The following is a 19622-nucleotide window of genomic DNA, read 5'->3' as shown; positions in this document are numbered from 1 at the left end:
GCAGCAACAAGTTATGCCTGATGACCATAGCAAGTTGGTACCACTCCTTCCCATCCCGAACAGGACAGTGAAACGACTTTGCGCCGATGATAGTGTGGGTTCCCGTGTGAAAGTAGGTCATCGTCAGGCTCCTACAGCCGAAAACGCCCCAACCTCCAAGAGGTTGGGGCGTTTTTACTTGGACCTTCGATTCGTGAGTGTTGTCAGGCATTCTTGAATTGACGCGCCACCAGACTGCAGGTGGTCACCAATTGCTGGGCGCATGAGAGCACGCTGTCCTGCATGCGGTGTTTGGGGCCTGCCAAGCCAATGGCGAGGGTTTCTCGGCCAGCGGTGAAGAATGCGGCGACGGCCCAGACATCCTCTACGTTCTCGCCGCGTGTTTGAAAAAACCCGGCTTGCCGGCTTTGCAGCACGTCGGCCACCAGGCGGTCGGGATCGCAGATCGTGGCGGCCGTCACGCGATGCAGGCTCTGGTCTGCAGCCCACCTGCGCAGGGCCGCTTCCTTTTGTGCGCCCAGCAAGGCTTTGCCGATCGCACTGGAATGCAGCGGCTTGAGGTCGCCTGGGTTGGCCGAGTAGCGGATGGGGTGCAGTCCCTCCAGCACCTGCAAATACACCACGCGTCCACCTTGGCGTTTGCCGAGGATGACCGTCTCCGTCGAAGCATCCCGCAGCTCCTCCAGCCGTGGCAGCACATGCTCGAGGAACGGGTCACCGGCCACGATGTCGTGTGCCACGTCCAGCAAGCGCTGCGTCGGATAGAGCGCACGCGGATGTTCCAGCGTGTAGAGATAACCGCGGGCGATCAGTGTGCCGACGATGGCGTGGCAACTGCTCTTGGGCATGCGTGCGGCGGCAGCGAGTTCGGTCAGCGATAGTGGCCGTTGGCCCTGCCGGAATACCTCGAAGATGTCGATGACGCGATCGACCGCACCCCTGCCTTCTGCCATGCACGCTCCTGGGAAGATCGAAAAATGATCGCACGATCTTCCATGCTGGATGCTCTCAGACAGGCTTGTCGCCCTGCAGCGTGATGCGGTGCATTACGCGGCGGTGCCCGTGGTAGTCGTTGACGGGGTTGTGCTGCACGCAGCGGTTGTCCCAGAACGCAATGGCGTTGGCCTCCCAGTTGAAGCGACAGGTGAATTCGGGTCGGATCTGGTGCTCGAACAAAAAGCGGAGTAGCGGTGCACTCTCCTCCTCCGTCATGCCCACGATGCCCGCCGTGTGCGCGACGTTCACGAACAAGGCCTTGCGCCCGGTTTCCGGGTGCGTGCGCACGACGGGATGCTCGGCGCGGTATTCCTTGGGCGCTTCTTGCCTGCCGTCGGTCTTGATCCGGTCTTCGCGCGTCTTGCTCACGTCAGCCTTGGCTGAGCTGCTGATGCCCACCAGCGGCGCCAGCAGTTTCTGCATGGTCGGCGACAGTGCCTCGTAGGCCGCGTACTGGCTTGCAAACAAGGTGTCGCCGCCGTAGGGCGGCACCTGGCGCGACAGCAACATGGAGCCCATCGGCGGCTCTTCGAGATAGGTGGTGTCCGAATGCCAGACGCCGCCGAAGTTGTGCTTCTCGTGCTCGAGCTTCTTGACCTCGATGATGGTCGGGAAGCCCTCCAGGCCCTTGACGAACGGGTACTCCACGGGCTGGCCCATGGCTTGCGCAAACCTCAAGAACTGGGCCGGCGTCAGCTCCTGGTTCTTGATGAAGATGACCTGGTGTGCCAGCAGCGCCTGGCGGACTTCGGACGCCACTGCCGGCGTGAGGTCGGCGGCCAGGTTCAGGCCCTGGAGTTCTGCGCCCAGGGCGCCGGCGGTTCTCTTGATCTGCATGGTGGTCTCGGGCGGTTTGCGGTGCCTCCGCACTCTAGCGGCAGCGGCGGCCCGGATGTTCGACCGGCGGAACACTGGCGCCTGCGTGGCACCGCGGTTCACGCGATATCTGCGGGTTGTTCGGCCGGCTGAACAGGGCGGGCCAGGATTTCCCGCTTGAAGGGCCACCGGCGCCCTGTTGTACTGCGTCGCTTGTCGACTGCGGAGTGCGCATGCACAAGAAGATGTTCCTGAAATCGCTGGCCGCCGTTGCGCTGCTGGCCCTGTTCACCCAGCCCGCGCCCACGCTGGCCCAGACCTACCCCGCGCGGCCCGTGAAGATCGTGGTACCGCAAACGCCCGGCGGTGCGTCGGATGCGCTGGCGCGCATCGTGGGCCAGAAGCTGTCGGAGAAGTGGGGCCAGCCCGTGGTGGTCGAGAACCGGGCCGGCGCTGGCGGCAATGTGGGCATGGAAGCCGTACTGGCCGCGCCCGCCGACGGCTACACGCTGCTCATGACCTATGTGGGCACACAGGCCATCAACGGCGCGCTGTACAAAAACCTGCCGTTCGATCCCGGGCGCGACTTCGTGCCGGTGGCCACGCTGGCCACGGTGCCCTTCGTGGTCGTGGCCAAGGCGGGCACGCCCTTCAAGACGGCCGGTGCGCTGGCCGACGCCGCCCGCGCCGGCCGCGTGACCTACGGTTCAGCCGGCAATGGCTCGGTCAACCACCTGTTGGGTGAGATGTTCGCGCGCGCCGCCAAGGTCGAACTTGTCCACGTGCCCTACCGCGGCGCGGCGCCGGCGCTGCAGGACCTGCTGGGCGGCCAGATCGACGTGGTCTTCACGAGCCTGCCCTCGGTGGCGGGCCAGATCAAGACCGCGGCCCTGCAACCCATTGCGGTCACCAGCGCCAAGCGCGCCCCGGCGTTCGCCAGCATTCCCACGGTGGCCGAGAGCGGCCTGCCGGGCTTCGACGTGAACCCCTGGTTTGGCCTGATGGCTCACAGGAACATGCCGCGCGAGCTCGTGGAGCGCATCAACAGCGACGTCAATGCGCTGCTGCGCCAGCCCGAGATGGCGGAGCGCTTTGCAGCCCAGGGTGCCGAGCCCTACGCGACCTCGCAGGCCGAGTTCACTGCCATCCTCGCGGCCGATATCGAGAAGTGGGGTGCCGTGGTGCGCGCCTCTGGTGCCAAGGTCGATTGACACTGCCCAAAGAACAGGCAGCGCAGCGCGGGCCCGCATGGGCGCTCGCGATGGCGCAGCCGTTCAGCGGCTGTCCCCAGGGATGTCCACAGATGGCAGGGACAAGCCGGGCCGCCTCAGGCCGCCGCGAGCCAGGCGTCGACCGGCTGGGCGTTCTGGATCGCCAGACGCCAGGTCTTGCCGTCCTGCGGCGCGGGCAGCTCCAGCCGCAGGCGCAGCAGGCGCCTGTCGCGTGCCACCAGCGCCGTGACGTTGCGCGTGCGGCCTGTGTAGAGCGCCAGGTCGTCCAGGCGGCTCAGGCGCCAGCCTTCGTTCTCGGTCTCCACGCCCAGCCACTCGTCGTCGGCCGCCAGGCCCGCCTGTTCGGCAGCGCCACCGCGCAGCACCACCTTGACCTGCACGCCGTTCTGCTCGCTCACGCGCAGGCCCAGGCGCTGGGCCAGCTGCGCCGGGTCGTCGTGCACGGCCACGCCGTGGCGTTCCAGCAGCTCGCGCAAAGGAAGGTCGTCGCGACCATGGACCCAGGCCGCAATCTCCGCGTCGAAAGGGCGGCCCCCGACTTCGGCCAGCGCCGCGGCGAAGTCCGCCTCCGACATGGGGCCGGCCGCGCAGTGCGTCCACAGGCGTTGCATCACATCGTCCAGCGTGCCGTGGCCCTCGGCGCGCAGTGTGAGGTCGAAGCACAGTGCCACCAGGGCGCCCTTGGCGTAGTAGCTCACGGTGGCGTTGGGCGTGTTGGCGTCGGTGCGGTAGTACTTGACCCAGGCGTCCATGCTGGCCTCGGCCACCGATTGCACCAGCCGGCCCGGCGTCTGCATGACCTGGTTGATGGTCTTGTTGAGCAGCTTCACGTAGCCGGCGTTGTCCAGCAGGCCGCAGCGGCGCAGCATCAGGTCGTCGTAGTAGCTCGTGAAGCCCTCGAAGAACCACAGCAGCTGCGTGTACTGCTCGGCGTCATAGTGGTACTGCGCAAACTCCGCGGGGCGCAGCCGCTTGACGTTCCAGGTGTGGAAGTACTCGTGGCTGATCAGCCCCAGGAGCGTGGTGTAGCCCTCGGCCTGGCGTGCGGACTCGCCACCCGCCTCGTCGCGGCGCGGCAGGTCGCGGCGGCTGCAGACCAGCGCTGTGGAATTGCGGTGCTCCAGCCCGCCATAGCTGTCGTCCATGGCATTGAGCAGGAACACATAGCGCTTGTGCGGTGGCTTGCTGGCGCCTTGCGCATGCCAGAAGCGGATCTGCTCCTCGCAGATCTTCTGTGCGTCCTGCAGCAAGCGGTTGCCATCGAAGGAGGGCGGGGCGCCGGCCACGACGAAGCGGTGGGCGATGCCGCCGGCCTTGAAGTCGCCATGCCAGAAGGCGCCGAGCTCGAACGGGCAGTCGGCCAGTTCGTCGTAGTCCGCCGCCAGGTAGTGGCCGAAGCCGGCCGCGTCGACCTGGCTGGGCGTGAGGCCCGTGGCCACGGACCAGCCTGCGGCCTGGCGCGAAGCCACCAGTTCCAGGCCGTGCGGCTGGGCCTCCTGGCTATGCACGCGCAGGCACAGGCTGGTGGCATTGAAGAAGCCCCGCGCGGCGTCCAGGAAGGCCGTGCGCACCGAGGTGTCGTGCGCGTGCACCAGGTAGCGCAGCACCAGCGGCTTGCCCGGCTCGGCCGTGAGGTCCCAGCTGTTCTTGTCGAGCTGCCGGCAATCCACCACGCGGCGGCCCTGGTGGGCCTCGAGCTGCTGCAAGTGCTTGGAGAACTCGCGCACCATGTAGCTGCCCGGAATCCACACCGGCAGCGAGACGCGCTGCTGCGCCAGTGGCGCCTGCACCGTCAGCGTGACGCGGTACAGGTGGGCATGCAGGTCGGCCAGTTCGACCCGGTAGGCGATCGCCGGCGTGTCGTGGTGGAGGTCTGCGGAGGCGGCTTTGCGCGCCGGCGCAGGAGAGGGGGAAGTCGTCGGCATAAGCCGAGAATACAGGACGCCCGAGGCGCCCTGCGGCTTCAGGACTTGCGCGAAGACGCCGCGGCCAGCAGCTTCTCGACTTCGTCCAGCGGCATCGCGCCCGGCACGCGCGTGCCATCGGTGAACAACAGCGTGGGCGTGCCCGTGATCTTGTGCTTGCGGCCCAGCGCCACGTTGCGCGCCACCGGCGCGGCATCGCACTCGGCCGACGGAATCGCCTGGTTGCGCACCATCCAGTCCGACCAGGTCTTGGCCTGGTCCTTGGCGCACCAGATGTGCTGCGCCTTGGCGACCGAGTCCGCGCCCAGGATGGGGTAGAGATACAGGTAGATCGTCACGTTGTCGATCTTTTCCATGTCCCGCTCGAAGCGCTTGCAGTAGCCGCAGTTCGGGTCCACGAACACCGCCATCTTGCGCTTGCCGTCGCCGCGCACCAGCTTGAACGCGTCCTTGAGCGGCAGCTCCTTGAAGTCCAGCGCCGTGAGCTTGTTGATGCGGTCTTCGGTCAGGTTGCGGCGCTGCTGCGTGTCGAAAATCTGGCCTTGCAGCAGGAAGTTGCCCTGCGCATCGGCATAGACGATCTCGGCACCGGCCAGCCGCACTTCGTACAGGCCAGGCAGCGGGCTGGCCGTGACTTCCTCGATGGCAGGCAGCTGCGGCAGCCGTTGCGCCAGCACCTGGCGGATGTTGGCCTCCGCGTTGGCCGGCGCTGCGGGGGCGGCCGCCGCCGCCACGACCGGTGCAGCTTGCGTCGCGGCAGCGGCCGGGGCGTCGCTCTTGCCGCAAGCCGGCAGCAGCACGGCCATGGCCAGGGCGGCGAGGGCGGCCTGGGGCCGCAGGAATCGGTTTGTCACGTGGAAGTCCTTCTGCAATGTCGGCGTGTTCAGCCGTTCACACCCATAGCCTGGCGCGCGATCCAGCGCTTGAGCGGGCCGCTGCGTTCGAAGCCGTTCATGCCCCAGTTGCGCAGGCCCTGCCAGGCCGGTGCATTGTGCGCGAACAGCTGCTGCAGCCCGTCGGTGGCCAGGCGCATGCTGGCCAGCGCCGTCTTGCGCGCGCGCTCGTAGCGGCGCAGCACGCGCAGATCGCCCACGCTGCGCCAGCCCTCGCGTGCGCGCAGCTGGGCCACCAGTTCGGCTGCGTCGCCCAGGCCCAGGTTCAGGCCCTGGCCGGCCAAGGGGTGCACGGTGTGCGCGGCGTCGCCGGCCAGCACCCAGGCGCCGGCCAGGCCCTCGGCCGCGCCCTGCGTACCGACGAAATGCCGGGCCTGCGCCAACTGCAGCGGCCACGCTGCGCGCTCGCCGGCCACCTGCAGTGCGCCCAGCGCGCCGTTGCTGATCTGTTCCAAGGCCTGCGCGAAGGCCGCGTCGTCCAGCGCCAGCGTGGCGGCGGCGCGTTCCTGCGGCACCGACCAGACCACGGCCACTTGGTGGCCCTCGGCGCCGGCCATGGGCAGCAGGGCCATCACCTCGCCCTGCAGCAGCCACTGCCGCGCCACCTGGCCGTGCGGGCGCTCGCACTGCAGCCGCGTGGCGATGGCGGTCTGGCCGTAGACATGGGTGTCGTAGGCCACGCCGAGCTCGGCGCGCGTGCTGCTCGCCCGGCCTTCGCAGACCACGGTCAGCGCGGCCGATGCCGGCGGGTGCTCCAGCACCTCGATCTGCGGCTGGTAGCGCACCGCCTCGGCCAGCCTCGTCTCCAGCGCGGCCACGTCGACGATCCAGGCCAGCGGCATGCCGCGGCCCTGGCGTGCGGCGTCGAAGTTCACCTCACCGCCGTCGTCGCCGAAGACCTGCATGGCCTGCACGGCCGTGGCCTGCGCCGGATCGGGCCAGCAGCGCAGGCCTTCGAGCAGCTGGCGCGAAGCCGCGTTGAGCGCATAGGCCCGCACGTCGGACGATTCGCCCTGGCGGGGCGTGGCCGGCTGCACCAGCGCCACGTGCAGCCGCTCGCGGGCCAGCAGCAGGGCCAGCGTGCGGCCGACGATGCCGCCGCCGCGCACGCAGATGTCGAAAGCTTGAGGGGAGGGCATCGCGGGATTGTAGGAGTCGCCCTTGGGCACAATGCGCGCTCCACCGCTCAGCCCTCTCCCTGCCATGTCTTCCGCCATGTCTTCCGATTTCGCTGCCGACCTGTCTGCCCGCGACGTGCAAGCCCGCGTCGCGCGGCTGTTCGTCTACCCGGTGAAATCCTGCGCCGGCGTCGAAGTGGACGAGGTGCTGCTGACCGAGACCGGCCTCGAATTCGACCGCGCCTGGATGGTCGTCGACGCCGAGGGCCGCTTCCTCACGCAGCGCGAGCTGCCGCGCATGGCGCTGATCCAGCCTAGGCTCAAGCACTCGGAGATGGTGCTGCGCGCCCCGGGCATGCTGGCCCTGCACATTGCGCTCGGTGCCGTGGAGGAGCCCTGCGAGGTCACCGTCTGGAAAGACCGCGTGAAGGCCTACGACATGGGCGATGTGGCGGCCCAGTGGTTCAGCGATTTCCTGAACAGCGAGCGTCCGGCCGGCGCGCCCGCCCAAAAGCTGCGCCTGGTGCGGTTCGACCCCGAGCACCAGCGCCTGTCCAACAAGCGCTGGACCGGCGAGGTCGATGCGCAGAACCAGTTCTCCGACGGATTTCCCGTGCTGGTGCTGAGCCAGTCCGCGCTGGACGGCCTCAACGCACGCCTGGGGGCTGCTGGCCACGCGGCCGTGGGCATCGAGCGCTTCCGCCCCAACATCGTGCTGGACGGCGTGGACGCGCACGACGAGGACAACTTCGGCGAGCTGCTGATCGCCACGAGCGAAGGCGCGGCGCGGCTGCGCCTGGTCAAGCCCTGCCCGCGCTGCCCGATCCCCAACATCGACCCGGCCACGGCCCTTTCCAGCCCCGAGGTCGGCGACACCATGCAGGCCTACCGCGCCCACCCCGCCGTGGACGGTGCCATCGCCTTCGGCATGAACGCCATCCTGCTGGACGGCATCGACTTCGCGCTGCGCCCGGGCCAGCCGGCCGCGGCCGACTACCGCTTCGACTGAGCCCACCAGGCTGCGGCCCATGCAGCTGCGCACCAAGATCGTCACGCTGGCCGCCTTGCCGCTGCTGGTGGCCCTGGTGCTGGTCACGCTCGCGGTGCGCTACCAGGAGCGCGACCTCGCGCTGCGCGAGCGCACGCTGATCGAGCAAAGCCACATGGCGCAGCGCCGCAGCGAGTTGCGCAGCTACGTGGCGCTGGCGCTCAGCACCGTGCAGCCGCTCTACGACAGCAGCCGCCAGGACGAGGCCACCCGCGCCGAAGCGCTGCGCCGCCTGGCGGCGCTGGACTACGGCAGCGACGGCTACTTCTTCGTCTACGACCTGGAGGGGCGCTCGCTCATGCATTCGCGCCAGCCCGAACTGGTCGGCCGCTCGCTCTGGGATCTGCGCGACTCCGCGGGCCGCTACACCATCCAGGATCTGCTGCGTGGCGCGCAGCAGCCCGGCGGCGGCCTAGTCGAGTACGAATGGCGCAAGCCTTCCAGCGAGCAGCTCGCGCCCAAGCTCGGCTACGTGACGCTGCTGCCGCGCTGGGGCTGGATGGTCGGCACCGGCCTGTACCTGGACGACATCCAGGCCACCCTGTCGGCCATGGACCGGCAGATGAACGCCAACGTGGCCGCTACGCTGCTGTGGATCGCGGGCATCGCCGCGCTGTGCCTGGCTGCCGTCAGCGCAGCCGGCCTGCTGCTCAACCTCAGCGAGCACCGCACGGCCGAGGCCAAGCTGCGCCTGCTCGCGCGCCGCGTCGTGCAGTCGCAGGAGGACGAGCGCGGCCACCTCGCGCGCGAACTGCACGACGGCACCGGCCAGGCGCTCGTCGCCGTCAAGCTGCAGATCGAGTCCTATGTCGACGCGCTCGCTGCGCCCGTGCCGCCGCCCGCCCTGGCCAAGGCCTTGCAGCGCCTGAACGCCGCACTGCACGAGGTGCGCGGCCTGTCGCACCGGCTGCGGCCTGCGTTGCTGGACCAACTGGGCCTGCCGGCCGCACTGGAGCGGCTGGCGCAGGAGTTCGACGACCAGGGCGGCATCCAGGCCGAGGCGCTGGTCGAAGGCACGCCGCGCGAGCTGCCGGCCGAGGCCAAGACGGCCCTGTTCCGCGTCGCGCAGGAGGCGCTGACCAATGTGCACAAGCATGCGGCCGGCGCGCACCGTGTGACGCTGGCGCTGCGCTTCGACGCCGCCAGCGTGCGCCTGCAAGTGCACGACGACGGGCAGGGCTTCGATGTGCTGGCCGTGCAGGACGACGCGCGCCGCGGCATCGGCCTGCGCAACATGCGCGAGCGCATGGCCGCCGTGGGCGGCCGGCTGCACCTGCATTCCGAACCCGGCGCGACCACCATCGACGCCGAACTGCCAACGTCCGTATGAGCGCAGCGCCGGGCCGCCCCAAGCAAGCGCGCTCCCGCTCGGCGGGACAGGCCGCAGGCCGAAGGGTGTCGTAGTGCACCAGCCTGTGCGCCTGTTCCTCGTCGACGACCACCCTTTGGTGCGCGACGGCCTGCGTGCGCGGCTCGCGTCCGTGCCCTGGATCACGGTGGTCGGAGAGGCCGGCAGCGCGGCCGAGGCGCTGGCGCAGCTCGACGCCGCCGCGCCCGACCTCTTGCTCATGGACGTGGGCATGAAGGACATGAACGGCCTGGAGCTGGCCGCGCGCGTGCTGCAGCGCGCACAGCCGCCCCACATCGTCATGCTGAGCATGTACGACAACCCCGAGTACGTGCAGCAGGCGCTGCAACTGGGCGCACGCGGCTATGTGCTCAAGGACGCGCCGGCGGCCGAGATCGTGGCCGCCATCGAGGCCGCGGCCGCCGGCGGCACCTTCCTCTCGCCGGCCGTCTCGCGCAAGCTGTTCCGGCGTGCCGAGCCGCGCCCGCTGCTGACGCCGCGCGAGTCCGAGATCCTGGCCGCGCTGGGCCGTGGCGAGCCGAGCAAGCAGATCGCCCGCACGCTGGGCCTCAGCGTGCGCACGGTCGAGGCGCACCGCCAGAGCATCAAGCGGCGCCTGGGCATCGACAGCCTGGCCGAGCTGATCCGCTACGCCGTGGAGCACACTGGCCCGAAATAAGGGTTTGTGCTTAGGTGGCCGCGCGTAGGCCACCTCCGCGCTGCGACGGATGCGGCGTACGTGTCCCTGCGGAACACTGCGGGCCTTCATCTTCGAGGAGACATCCGCATGGACACCATCCGTCGCCACCTGGTGTGGCTGGCCGTGGCCGTGGTCGGCGCATTCGCGCTTGGCACCGTGGCCCTTTCGCGCGGCGAGAGCATCAACGCACTGTGGATCGTCACTGCGGCGATCTGCACCTACCTGATCGCCTACCGCTACTACAGCCTGTTCATCGCCGACAAGGTGCTGGGCCTGGACGGCAACCGCAAGACCCCCGCGCACCGCCACAACGACGGCCTGGACTACGTGCCGACCGACAAGAACGTGCTATTCGGCCACCACTTCGCCGCCATCGCCGGCGCCGGCCCGCTGGTCGGCCCCGTGCTGGCCGCGCAGATGGGCTACCTGCCTGGGATGCTGTGGATCCTGGCCGGCGTGGTCTTCGCCGGCGCCGTGCAGGACTTCATCATCCTGTTCATCTCCACGCGCCGCGACGGCCGCTCGCTGGGCGATCTGGTCAAGCAGGAGATGGGCACGGTGCCCGGCATGATCGCGCTGTTCGGCACCTTCATGATCATGGTCATCATCCTCGCGGTGCTGGCGCTGATCGTGGTCAAGGCACTGGCCGAATCGCCGTGGGGCACCTTCACGGTGGCGGCCACGATTCCGGTGGCGCTGTTCATGGGCGTGTACCTGCGCTACATCCGGCCCGGCCGCATCGGCGAGGTCTCCGTCATCGGCTTCGTGCTGCTGATGGCCGCCATCTTCGGCGGCCAGGCCGTCAGCGCCGACCCGGTCTGGGGCCCGCTGTTCACCTTCGACGGCAAGGCGCTCACCTGGATGCTGATCGGCTACGGCTTCGTCGCCGCCAGCCTGCCCGTGTGGCTGCTGCTGGCGCCGCGCGACTACCTCTCCACCTTCCTCAAGATCGGCACCATCATCGCGCTGGCCATCGGCATCGTGTGGGTCAGCCCGCAGCTGCAGATGCCCGCGCTCACGCAGTTCGCGCAGGGCAACGGCCCGGTCTGGTCGGGCAACATGTTCCCGTTCCTGTTCATCACCATCGCCTGCGGCGCGGTGTCGGGCTTCCACGCGCTGATCTCCTCGGGCACCACGCCCAAGATGCTGGACAACGAACGCCATGCGCGCTACATCGGCTATGGCGGCATGCTGGCCGAATCCTTCGTCGCCATCATGGCGCTGGTGGCGGCCTCGTGCATCGAGCCCGGCATCTACTTCGCGATGAACAGCCCGGCCGCGCTGGTCGGCAGCACGCCCGAGGCCGTGGCCCAGGTGATCTCCAGCTGGGGCTTCGCCGTCACGCCCGAGATGCTGGTGCAGACCGCCAAGGACGTGGGCGAGACCACCATCCTCGGCCGTGCCGGCGGCGCGCCCACGCTGGCCGTGGGCATGGCGCACATCCTGCACCAGGTCATCGGCGGCCAGGCCATGATGGCCTTCTGGTACCACTTCGCCATCCTGTTCGAGGCGCTGTTCATCCTGACGGCCGTGGACGCCGGCACCCGCGCCGGCCGCTTCATGCTGCAAGACCTCCTGGGCAGCTTCGTGCCTGCTCTCAAGCGCACCGATTCATTGCCGGCCAACCTCTTGGCCACGGCGCTGTGCGTGGCGGCCTGGGGCTACTTCCTCTACCAGGGCGTGGTCGATCCGCTGGGCGGCATCAACACGCTGTGGCCGCTGTTCGGCATCTCCAACCAGATGCTCGCGGCGGTGGCGCTGATGCTGGGCGTGGTCGTGCTGTTCCGCATGAAGCGCGAGCGCTACGCCTGGGTCGCCATCGCGCCGGCCGCCTGGCTGCTGGCCTGCACGCTGACCGCCGGCTGGCAGAAGATCTTCTCGGCCGACCCCAAGATCGGCTTCCTGGCGCACGCGGCCAAGTACTCCGAAGGCCTGGCCAACGGCGTGCTGGTGGCACCCGCCAAGACGCCCGAGGCCATGGCCCGCATCGTCTTCAACGACCGGCTGGACGCCGCGCTCTGCGCGCTGTTCATCTTCGTGGTGCTGAGCGTGCTGGTCTACAGCGTGAAGGCCTGCCTGGCGGCGCGCGCGAACAACCGGCCGACGACACACGAGACGCCGTACGAAGCGCTGGCGGCGCGATGAGCGCCGCGCCGGGCCGCCCCAAGCAAGCTCGCTCCCCCACGGGGGGACGGGCCGCAGGCCGAAGGGGGAACCAATGAACCTGCAAGAGACGCTGCCGCAGGCCGGGCGCTACCTCGCGCGCTCGGCCCGCGCGGTGGGGCAATCGCTGCGGCTCATGGTCGGCCTGCCCGACTACGACACCTATCTCACGCACATGGCAGCGACCCACCCGGACCGGGCGCCCATGGACTACGAGGCCTTCTTCCGGGAGCGCCTGGAGGCGCGCTACGGCGCGGGTAAGGGCCGTTGCTGCTGACCGCCTAAAATCGCGGGTTCTCCCGAATCCAGCTGAAAGCCCTGCCATGAGCCTCCAATGCGGCATCGTGGGCCTGCCCAACGTGGGCAAGTCCACCCTCTTCAACGCGCTGACCAAGGCCGGCATCGCGGCTGAGAACTACCCGTTCTGCACCATCGAGCCCAACACCGGCGTGGTCGAGGTGCCCGATCCGCGCCTGGCGCAGCTGGCCGAGATCGTCCAGCCCGAGCGCATCGTGCCGGCCATCGTCGAGTTCGTCGACATCGCCGGCCTGGTGGCCGGTGCCAGCACGGGCGAAGGCCTGGGCAACAAGTTCCTGGCCCACATCCGCGAGACGGACGCCACCGTCAACGTGGTGCGCTGCTTCGAAGACCCGAACGTGATCCACGTGGCCGGCAAGGTCGACCCGATCTCCGACATCGAGGTCATCCAGACCGAGCTGTGCCTGGCCGACCTCGCCACGGTCGAGAAGGCACTGCACCGCCACACCAAGGTGGCCCGCTCGGGCGACAAGGACGCGCAGAAGCTGGTGGCCCTGCTGGAACGCTGCCAGGCCGCGCTGAACGAGAACACGCCCGTGCGCGCACTCGACTTCAGCAAGGAAGAGCGCCCGCTGGTCAAGACCTTCAGCCTGATCACGGCCAAGCCCGCCATGTTCGTGGCCAACGTGGCCGAGGACGGTTTCGAGAACAACCCCTTCCTCGACCGCCTGACCGAGTACGCCAACAAGCAGGGCGCGCCGGTCGTCGCCATCTGCGCCAAGATCGAGGCCGAGTTGTCCGAGATGGACGACGAGGACAAGAAGATGTTCCTGGCCGAGATCGGCCAGGACGAGCCCGGCCTGAACCGCCTCATCCGCGCCGCCTACAAGCTCCTGGGCCTGCAGACCTACTTCACGGCCGGCGTGAAGGAAGTGCGCGCCTGGACCATCCACATCGGCGACACCGGCCCGCAGGCTGCCGGCGTGATCCACGGCGATTTCGAGAAGGGCTACATCCGCGCCCAGACCATCGCCTTCGACGACTACATCGCCTTCAAGGGCGAGCAGGGCGCGAAGGACGCGGGCAAGATGCGCGCCGAAGGCAAGGAGTACGTCGTGAAGGATGGCGACGTGATGAACTTCCTGTTCAGCAGCTGAGCCCTGGGTGGCAGTCGCCACCGGGACTGCGCACCTGCCTGGACCGTGGACGGCCGTTGTACGCTCTTGAACGCAAGGGATTCTCAACACCGACGTCCACACCAGGAGCTGGAGACATGCGCGACTATCTGAAGTTCTACATCGGCGGTCAGTGGGTCGACCCCGCGACGCCCAAGAGCATCGACGTGATCGACCCGGCCACGGAGCGCCCGGCGGGCCGCATCTCCATGGGCAGCGCGGCCGACGTGGACCGCGCCGTCCAGGCCGCGCGCACGGCCTTCGCCAGCTATTCCCGCAGCAGCGTCGACGAGCGCGTCGCGCTGCTCGAGCGTGTGGTCGGCGAGTACAAGAAGCGCTATGACGACGTCGCCGCAGCCATCACCGAGGAGATGGGCGCCCCCGTGGCACTGGCGCGCGATGCCCAGGCCGCCATGGGCCTCGCGCACCTGAAGACCGCACTGCAGGTGCTCAAGGGCTACGCGTTCAAGGAGCAGCGTGGCAGCACGCTGCTGGTCAAGGAGCCCATCGGCGTGTGCGGCTTCATCACGCCCTGGAACTGGCCCGTCAACCAGATCGCCTGCAAGGTCGCGCCCGCGCTGGCCGTGGGCTGCACCATGGTGCTCAAGCCCTCGGAGATCGCACCGTTCTCGGGGCAGATCTGGACCGAGGTCATGGACGCTGCCGGCGTACCGGCCGGGGTGTTCAACCTCGTCAACGGCGACGGGCCCACGGTGGGCGCGGCGCTGTCCTCGCACCCGGAGGTGGACATGGTCTCGTTCACGGGCTCCACGCGCGCCGGTGTCGAGGTGGCCCGCAATGCGGCGCCCACCGTCAAGCGCGTGCACCAGGAGCTTGGCGGCAAGTCGCCCAACGTGATCCTGCCGGATGCAGACTTCAAGCGCGCCATCACGTCTGGCGTGCGCAGCGTGATGAACAACTCCGGCCAGTCCTGCAACGCGCCCACCCGCATGCTGGTGCCGAACGCGCGCATGGCCGAGGCGCTGGCCATCGCCAGGCAGGTCGCCGAGGCCACCACGGTGGGCGCGCCCGACAGCGGCGCACACCTCGGCCCGGTGATCTCGGCCACGCAATGGGACAAGATCCAGACGCTGATCCACCAGGGCATCGCCGAAGGCGCGACCGTGGTCGCCGGCGGCCCGGGCAAGCCGGCGGGACTGGAGGTGGGGTACTACGTCAAGCCCACGGTACTGGCTGGCGTCAACAACCAGATGACGGTGGCGCGCGAGGAGATCTTCGGCCCGGTGCTGACCATCCTGGGCTACGACACGGTGGACGAGGCCGTGGAGATCGGCAACGACACGCCCTATGGCCTGGCGGCCTACGTGTCGGGAACCGATCCCGAGGCCACGCGCGATGTCGCATCGCGCCTGCGCGCCGGCCAGGTCAACATCAACAGCGCCGCGATCGACCTGACGGCGCCGTTCGGCGGCTTCAAGCAGTCCGGCAACGGGCGCGAGTGGGGCGACCACGCCCTCGGCGAGTTCCTGGAGGTCAAGGCCATGCTGGGGTTCGCGCCCAAGGCGCCCGCTTGAACAAGGATGGAGAAGCCATGCTGAGTTACCAGATCGACACCTTCGGCAAGCCGCTGGCCCAGGTCATCCGCGAGACGCCGCAGCCCCAGGGCAGCGAGGTGCTGCTGCGGGTCGGTAGCTGCGGCGTGTGCCACAGCGACGTGCACCTGCAGGACGGCTACTTCGACATGGGCGGCGGCAATCGGCTGGACATGGCGCGTGCCATGCAACCGCCGCGCACGCTGGGCCACGAGATCGCCGGCACCGTGGTGGCCGTGGGCCCCGAAGCCCGTGGCGTGGCCGTGGGCGACCGGCGCGTGGTCTACCCCTGGATCGGCTGCGGCCGCTGCACGCTGTGCACCACGGGCGACGAGCAGCTGTGCAATGCCCCGCAGGCGCTGGGCGTGCACCGCGACGGCGGCTTCGCCGACCACGTCATGGTGCCGCACCCGCGCGTGCTGCTCGACTACGACCCGCTGCCCGAGGACCAGGCCGCCACGCTGGCCTGCTCGGGCCTCACGGCCTACGGCGCTTTGAAGAAGATCGACGCACCGGGCGCCGGCGACGCCGTGATGATCATCGGCGCGGGCGGCGTCGGCCTGTCCGGCATCCGGCTCGCGCGCGAAATGTTCCAGCGCCCGCCCATCGTGGTCGAGCTCGACCGCAGCAAATGGGATGTTGCGCGCGAGGCGGGGGCCGGCGAACTGATCGACCCGAGCGCCGATGGCGCGCTCAAGGCACTCGTCAAGGCCACGGGTGGCGGTGTCGCGGCCGCGGTGGACTTCGTCGGCGCGCCGGCCTCGTTCGATTTCGGCTTCGGCGCGCTGCGCAAGGGCGGCAAGCTGGTCTGCGTGGGCCTGTTCGGCGGCGCCACCAGCATCGTGCCGGCCATGGTCACGATGAAGGCCGTCAGCGTGGTCGGCTCCTACGTCGGCAGCCTGGCCGAGATGCAGGAGCTGCTGGCCATCGCGCGCGCCGGGCGCCTGCCGGCCATGCCGCTCACGGCCCAGCCGCTGGCGCAGGCCTCCCAGGCGCTGGACGACCTGCGCGCGGGCCGCATCCGCGGCCGGACCATCCTGCATCCCTAGGCACGGCCGCGCCGAGAGCAGCGGCATGGCCGCTGCCGCTTCTGCCGTGGCGCGAAGTTGCGAGCGCCACGGGGGCCGGCTTCACCTCTTGAGGCTGAAGACCCAGTCGCGTGCGGCGGCATCGGCATAGCCTGCGATCCACACGAAGTGGGCGGTCGGCGAGAAGAAGGTGCCGGTGGGGTACAGCTTGTTCTGGAAGCCGATGCCGTGGTCCGTGAGCTGCTTCACCAGGTTCAGATAGGCAGGATGCCTGACATCGGGATCGTCCTCGGCAGCGACGATGCGAATGCGTCCGTCAAGGTGCTGCTTGATGCCCGCCCAGTCGTAGTCTGCGCCGGTCACGGTGGCGCTGTTGGGTTGTCCTGCCCACGCGGCATGGAGAAACACCGCGGCGAAGGTGGCGGGGTAGCTCTCGGCCATCAGGAGCGCCCCGTTGCCGCCCATCGACAGTCCGGTGAGGTAGATGCGCGATGCATCGGCTTTTTCCGTCGCGATGACGCTCTGCAGCAGCTCGTAGGCAGCCTGCCCATCGGCCGACAAGCCCCCCGCGGGATCGCTCGAGGCCCAGGCGGTATTCGCCTGCGGGGCGATGACGATCGCCTCCTTGGCCGGGTTGGCCTCGGAGTCCTGCGCCCAGATGGTGGCCTGCTTGGTGCGCTTGAGCACCATGTCGGCGGGCTGGCCGCCGGCGGCCCGTTGGCCGACACCGTGCATCGCAAGCACCACTGGGTAGGTCTTGCTGCTGGCGGCGTAGTTCGGCGGGTAGTAGATGTGGTACTTGATGGCGGTGCCGTCTGCGCCGGTGAACACCTTCTCGGCCCCGAACCTGGCGCGGACGGCCGTGTCGTTGTCGCGCACGATCCTGACCGTGTAGTTGACGGCTTCCCCCGACGCCGGGTCGGCCACCGTCACCGTCGCGGTCTGCACATACTCCACGTCGAAGGCCGCGTAGCTCTGCGACAGCTTGACCATGTAGCCGGTGTTGCCCAGGGTCTGCGCCAGGGGAACGGCCTCGGGTGCGGCGACATCGGTGTTGGCGTTGGTGGTGCTGTATGCGCCGGCGGTGGTGGCTGCGGTCACCGAAGTCTGCACCGCCGCTCCATTGGCCACAGGCTGCAGCAGCACGCCGAAGATGTCGCTTTGCACCCGCAGCGTGTAGTTCCGCACCGACGGGTCGAATGCCGGTTCCAGCTGTTCACCGCTGTGCGCGCTGGTTGTCACTGCGAGGTCGGTCAGGCGCGGACCACCGTCGTCGTCGTCACCACCGCCACACGCAGTCAGCGCCGCCAGGGCCAGCATGCACAAGGCATGAGAAGGTTTCATCGTTGTCTCCCATCGGCTCGGTGTTGAAGGCGTCGCCGGTGAGCCACGCCAGCAACACGCTTGCCCTTCGCGAGGGCGCGTCGATCCCGGACCATGCGCGGCACGGCCCAGGTGTCTGCACGACGGAAAGGGGTGCGCGCCTGGCGCGCGCACCGGGTCCGCGTCCTCAGCCGAGCCAGGAGCGCACGCGCGCTCCCAGCACTTCACGGCTGATGCCGTAGCGGTCGTGCAGCGTCGGCAAGGCGCCGGCATCCAGGAAGGCGTCTGGCAAGCCTGCCAGCTGGAAGCCGGCCGGGTGTGCCCCATGCCGCAGCAGCGCGCTGGCCACCGCCTCGCCCAGGCCGCCGATGACCGAATGGTTCTCGGCCACCACCACCAGGCGCGGCCTGGCACGCACGGCCGCCACGATGGTGGCCTCGTCCAGCGGCTTGATCGTGGGGCAGTGCAGCACGGCCACGCCCACGTTGTCCGCCTGCAGGTCCTGCGCGACTTCCAGCGCGCGCATGGTCAAGAGGCCGCTGGAGATGACCAGCACATCGTTGCCTTCGCGCAGCATCTTGGCCTTGCCGAGCTCGAAGCGGTAGCCGTAGTCGTCCAGCACCAGCGGCACGTTGCCGCGCAGCAGCCGCATGTAGACCGGGCCGGGGTGCGCGGCGATCTGCGGCACGGCCTGCTCGATGTCCAGCGCGTCGCAGGGGTCGACGATGGTGAGGTTGGGGATGCCGCGCATCATCGCGACGTCCTCGGTCGCCTGGTGGCTGGGGCCGTAGCCGGTCGTGAGGCCTGGCAGCGCACAGCAGATCTTCACGTTCAGGTTCTCTTCGGCGATCACCTGGTGGATGAAGTCGTAGGCCCGGCGCGTGCCGAACACGGCGTAGGTGGTGGCGAAGGGCACCAGGCCCTCCTTGGCCATGCCACCGGCCGCACCCATCAGGAGTTGCTCGGCCATGCCCATCTGGTGGAAGCGCTCGGGGTAGGCCTGGGCGAACAGGTGCAGGTCGGTGTACTTGGCCAGGTCCGCCGTGAGGCCCACGACCTCGGGCCGCGTGGCGGCGTATTCCACCAGCGCCTTGCCGAAGGGCGCGGCCTTCACGCGCTGCCCCTCGCTGGCGATCGAGGCGATCATGGCCGAGGTGGTGAGCCTGGGTTTCTTCTCTGCAACGGCGGTGTTCATGCGGCGGCTCCTTCGGGCTGCGATTGGTCGAGGACGGCGAGGGCCTGCTGCCACTCCGGTGGGTCGACGCGGATGAAGTGGTTCTTCTCGCGCTGCTCCAGGAAGGGCACGCCCTTGCCCATCAGCGTGTCGAACAGGATCACGCGCGGCTTGGCCTCCTGCAGTGCGCGGGCAGCGTCGAACGCGGCCAGCACGGCCGGCAGGTCGTTGCCGTTCACGCGCTGCACATGCCAGCCGAAGGCGGCCCACTTGTCGGCCAGCGGCTCGAAGCCCAGCACCTTGCCCGAGGGGCCGTCCGCCTGCTGGTTGTTGATGTCGATGAGGCAGACCAGGTTGTCCAGCCGGTGGTGCGCGGCGGACATGGCGGCTTCCCAGGTGGAGCCTTCGTCCAGTTCGCCGTCGCTCATGGAGTTGTAGACGAAGGCCGGGTTCTTCTTGTGCTTGAGCCCCAGCGCCATGCCCACGCCGATGACCAGGCCCTGGCCCAGAGAGCCGCCGGAGATCTCCATGCCGGGCGTGTAGCTGGCCATGCCCGACATGGGCAGGCGGCTGTCGTCGCTGCCGTAGCTGTCCAGCTCGGCCTCGGCGATGACGCCGGCCTCGATCAGCGCCGCGTAGTGCGCGATGGCGTAGTGGCCGTGCGACAGCAGGAAGCGGTCGCGGCCTTCCCAGTGCGGGTCCTCGGGTTTCAGGTTCAGCGCATGGCCGTAGGCCACGGCCAGCACGTCGGCCCAGCCCAGGGCCTGGCCGATGTAGCCCTGGCCCTGGACTTGGCCCATGCGCAGCGCATAGCGGCGGATGCGCCAGGCTGCCTGCGCCAGGCGGGCGCGGGTGTCGGTGGATGCGTTCAC

The 19622-nt window shown here is 69.1% G+C and carries 17 protein-coding genes and 1 rRNA gene; 10 read left to right on the top strand and 8 right to left on the bottom strand.

What is annotated here, in order from left to right:
- Window positions 1-16: 16 nt before the first annotated feature.
- Window positions 17-129, top strand: a 5S ribosomal RNA gene (rrf, locus tag DES41_RS06605).
- Between the two features lie 74 nt (window positions 130-203).
- Here the strand turns inward: rrf and DES41_RS06600 are convergent.
- Together DES41_RS06600 and DES41_RS06595 are read right to left on the bottom strand one after the other, a co-directional pair.
- Entirely contained in the window at window positions 204-953 is a 750-nt protein-coding gene (locus DES41_RS06600) for an IclR family transcriptional regulator (RefSeq protein ID WP_114466750.1), read from the bottom strand.
- Window positions 954-1008: 55 nt separating this feature from the next.
- Window positions 1009-1833 carry a TauD/TfdA dioxygenase family protein gene (locus DES41_RS06595; protein WP_114466749.1) on the bottom strand — a complete coding sequence of 275 codons (825 nt, stop codon included), beginning with the start codon at window positions 1831-1833 and terminating at the stop codon, window positions 1009-1011.
- A 212-nt stretch (window positions 1834-2045) separates the two neighbouring features.
- On the opposite strand from DES41_RS06595, the gene DES41_RS06590 reads away from it, so the two are divergent.
- Window positions 2046-3023 carry a Bug family tripartite tricarboxylate transporter substrate binding protein gene (locus DES41_RS06590; RefSeq protein ID WP_245965581.1) on the top strand — a complete coding sequence of 326 codons (978 nt, stop codon included), beginning with the start codon at window positions 2046-2048 and terminating at the stop codon, window positions 3021-3023.
- A gap of 116 nt (window positions 3024-3139) precedes the next feature.
- Here the strand turns inward: DES41_RS06590 and DES41_RS06585 are convergent, their stop codons facing one another.
- From DES41_RS06585 to DES41_RS06575, 3 genes are read right to left on the bottom strand one after another with little or no spacing between them, the layout of a single operon-like run.
- Window positions 3140-4969 (bottom strand): M61 family metallopeptidase, encoded by a 1830-nt coding sequence (locus tag DES41_RS06585; RefSeq protein WP_114466748.1) that lies wholly within the window; start codon window positions 4967-4969, stop codon window positions 3140-3142.
- A gap of 38 nt (window positions 4970-5007) precedes the next feature.
- A complete protein-coding gene (locus DES41_RS06580; protein ID WP_245965580.1) occupies window positions 5008-5823 on the bottom strand; it encodes a DsbC family protein in 816 nt (271 codons plus the stop codon).
- A gap of 29 nt (window positions 5824-5852) precedes the next feature.
- A complete protein-coding gene (locus tag DES41_RS06575) occupies window positions 5853-7001 on the bottom strand; it encodes an FAD-dependent monooxygenase (RefSeq protein WP_114466869.1) in 1149 nt (382 codons plus the stop codon).
- Between the two features lie 76 nt (window positions 7002-7077).
- Between DES41_RS06575 and DES41_RS06570 the strand changes: the two genes are divergently transcribed.
- The 8 genes from DES41_RS06570 to DES41_RS06535 all read left to right on the top strand — a co-directional run bounded on the left by DES41_RS06570 (window position 7078) and on the right by DES41_RS06535 (window position 16274).
- A complete protein-coding gene (locus DES41_RS06570) occupies window positions 7078-7989 on the top strand; it encodes an MOSC domain-containing protein (protein ID WP_245965579.1) in 912 nt (303 codons plus the stop codon).
- 19 nt (window positions 7990-8008) lie between these two features.
- On the top strand, window positions 8009-9358 hold the full coding sequence (locus DES41_RS06565; RefSeq protein WP_114466746.1) for a cache domain-containing protein: 1350 nt from the start codon (window positions 8009-8011) through the stop codon (window positions 9356-9358).
- A gap of 73 nt (window positions 9359-9431) precedes the next feature.
- Window positions 9432-10055 carry a response regulator transcription factor gene (locus tag DES41_RS06560; protein WP_114466745.1) on the top strand — a complete coding sequence of 208 codons (624 nt, stop codon included), beginning with the start codon at window positions 9432-9434 and terminating at the stop codon, window positions 10053-10055.
- Window positions 10056-10163: 108 nt separating this feature from the next.
- Window positions 10164-12221 carry a carbon starvation CstA family protein gene (locus DES41_RS06555; protein ID WP_114466744.1) on the top strand — a complete coding sequence of 686 codons (2058 nt, stop codon included), beginning with the start codon at window positions 10164-10166 and terminating at the stop codon, window positions 12219-12221.
- A 73-nt stretch (window positions 12222-12294) separates the two neighbouring features.
- Complete coding sequence (locus DES41_RS06550) at window positions 12295-12516, top strand: YbdD/YjiX family protein (protein WP_170168104.1); 222 nt, start codon at window positions 12295-12297, stop codon at window positions 12514-12516.
- Between the two features lie 46 nt (window positions 12517-12562).
- On the top strand, window positions 12563-13654 hold the full coding sequence (gene ychF, locus DES41_RS06545) for a redox-regulated ATPase YchF (RefSeq protein ID WP_114466743.1): 1092 nt from the start codon (window positions 12563-12565) through the stop codon (window positions 13652-13654).
- Between the two features lie 116 nt (window positions 13655-13770).
- Window positions 13771-15207: an aldehyde dehydrogenase family protein gene (locus tag DES41_RS06540; RefSeq protein WP_114466742.1), complete on the top strand. Its 1437-nt coding sequence runs from the start codon at window positions 13771-13773 to the stop codon at window positions 15205-15207.
- 17 nt (window positions 15208-15224) lie between these two features.
- Window positions 15225-16274, top strand: a complete 1050-nt coding sequence (locus DES41_RS06535) for an alcohol dehydrogenase (RefSeq protein ID WP_114466741.1) — start codon at window positions 15225-15227, stop codon at window positions 16272-16274.
- Between the two features lie 81 nt (window positions 16275-16355).
- Here the strand turns inward: DES41_RS06535 and DES41_RS06530 are convergent, their stop codons facing one another.
- From DES41_RS06530 to DES41_RS06520, 3 genes are all read right to left on the bottom strand, one after another.
- Window positions 16356-17573 (bottom strand): carboxylesterase family protein, encoded by a 1218-nt coding sequence (locus DES41_RS06530; protein WP_114466740.1) that lies wholly within the window; start codon window positions 17571-17573, stop codon window positions 16356-16358.
- A 190-nt stretch (window positions 17574-17763) separates the two neighbouring features.
- Window positions 17764-18771 (bottom strand): transketolase family protein, encoded by a 1008-nt coding sequence (locus DES41_RS06525; RefSeq protein ID WP_114466739.1) that lies wholly within the window; start codon window positions 18769-18771, stop codon window positions 17764-17766.
- Entirely contained in the window at window positions 18768-19622 is an 855-nt protein-coding gene (locus tag DES41_RS06520; RefSeq protein ID WP_281277168.1) for a transketolase, read from the bottom strand. The genes DES41_RS06525 and DES41_RS06520 overlap by 4 nt, the downstream gene beginning before the upstream one ends.

It is taken from the genome of Pseudorhodoferax soli, assembly GCF_003337555.1.
Lineage (GTDB): Bacteria > Pseudomonadota > Gammaproteobacteria > Burkholderiales > Burkholderiaceae_C > Pseudorhodoferax > Pseudorhodoferax soli.
Note: the sequence above shows the minus strand (reverse complement) of the source record. Positions and strands in the feature narration are given on the sequence as shown.

Excerpts from the sequence above, each read along its gene's own strand:
- DES41_RS06570 (WP_245965579.1), top strand. The coding sequence starts at position 7,078 with ATGTCTTCCGATTTCGCTGCCGACCTGTCTGCCCGCGACGTGCAAGCC.
- DES41_RS06550 (WP_170168104.1), top strand. The coding sequence starts at position 12,295 with ATGAACCTGCAAGAGACGCTGCCGCAGGCCGGGCGCTACCTCGCGCGC.
- DES41_RS06600 (WP_114466750.1), bottom strand. The coding sequence starts at position 953 with ATGGCAGAAGGCAGGGGTGCGGTCGATCGCGTCATCGACATCTTCGAG.
- DES41_RS06590 (WP_245965581.1), top strand. The coding sequence starts at position 2,046 with ATGCACAAGAAGATGTTCCTGAAATCGCTGGCCGCCGTTGCGCTGCTG.
- ychF (WP_114466743.1), top strand. The coding sequence starts at position 12,563 with ATGAGCCTCCAATGCGGCATCGTGGGCCTGCCCAACGTGGGCAAGTCC.
- DES41_RS06585 (WP_114466748.1), bottom strand. The coding sequence starts at position 4,969 with ATGCCGACGACTTCCCCCTCTCCTGCGCCGGCGCGCAAAGCCGCCTCC.
- DES41_RS06530 (WP_114466740.1), bottom strand. The coding sequence starts at position 17,573 with ATGCTGGCCCTGGCGGCGCTGACTGCGTGTGGCGGTGGTGACGACGAC.
- DES41_RS06535 (WP_114466741.1), top strand. The coding sequence starts at position 15,225 with ATGCTGAGTTACCAGATCGACACCTTCGGCAAGCCGCTGGCCCAGGTC.
- DES41_RS06575 (WP_114466869.1), bottom strand. The coding sequence starts at position 7,001 with ATGCCCTCCCCTCAAGCTTTCGACATCTGCGTGCGCGGCGGCGGCATC.
- DES41_RS06595 (WP_114466749.1), bottom strand. The coding sequence starts at position 1,833 with ATGCAGATCAAGAGAACCGCCGGCGCCCTGGGCGCAGAACTCCAGGGC.
- DES41_RS06565 (WP_114466746.1), top strand. The coding sequence starts at position 8,009 with ATGCAGCTGCGCACCAAGATCGTCACGCTGGCCGCCTTGCCGCTGCTG.
- DES41_RS06525 (WP_114466739.1), bottom strand. The coding sequence starts at position 18,771 with ATGAACACCGCCGTTGCAGAGAAGAAACCCAGGCTCACCACCTCGGCC.
- DES41_RS06555 (WP_114466744.1), top strand. The coding sequence starts at position 10,164 with ATGGACACCATCCGTCGCCACCTGGTGTGGCTGGCCGTGGCCGTGGTC.
- DES41_RS06540 (WP_114466742.1), top strand. The coding sequence starts at position 13,771 with ATGCGCGACTATCTGAAGTTCTACATCGGCGGTCAGTGGGTCGACCCC.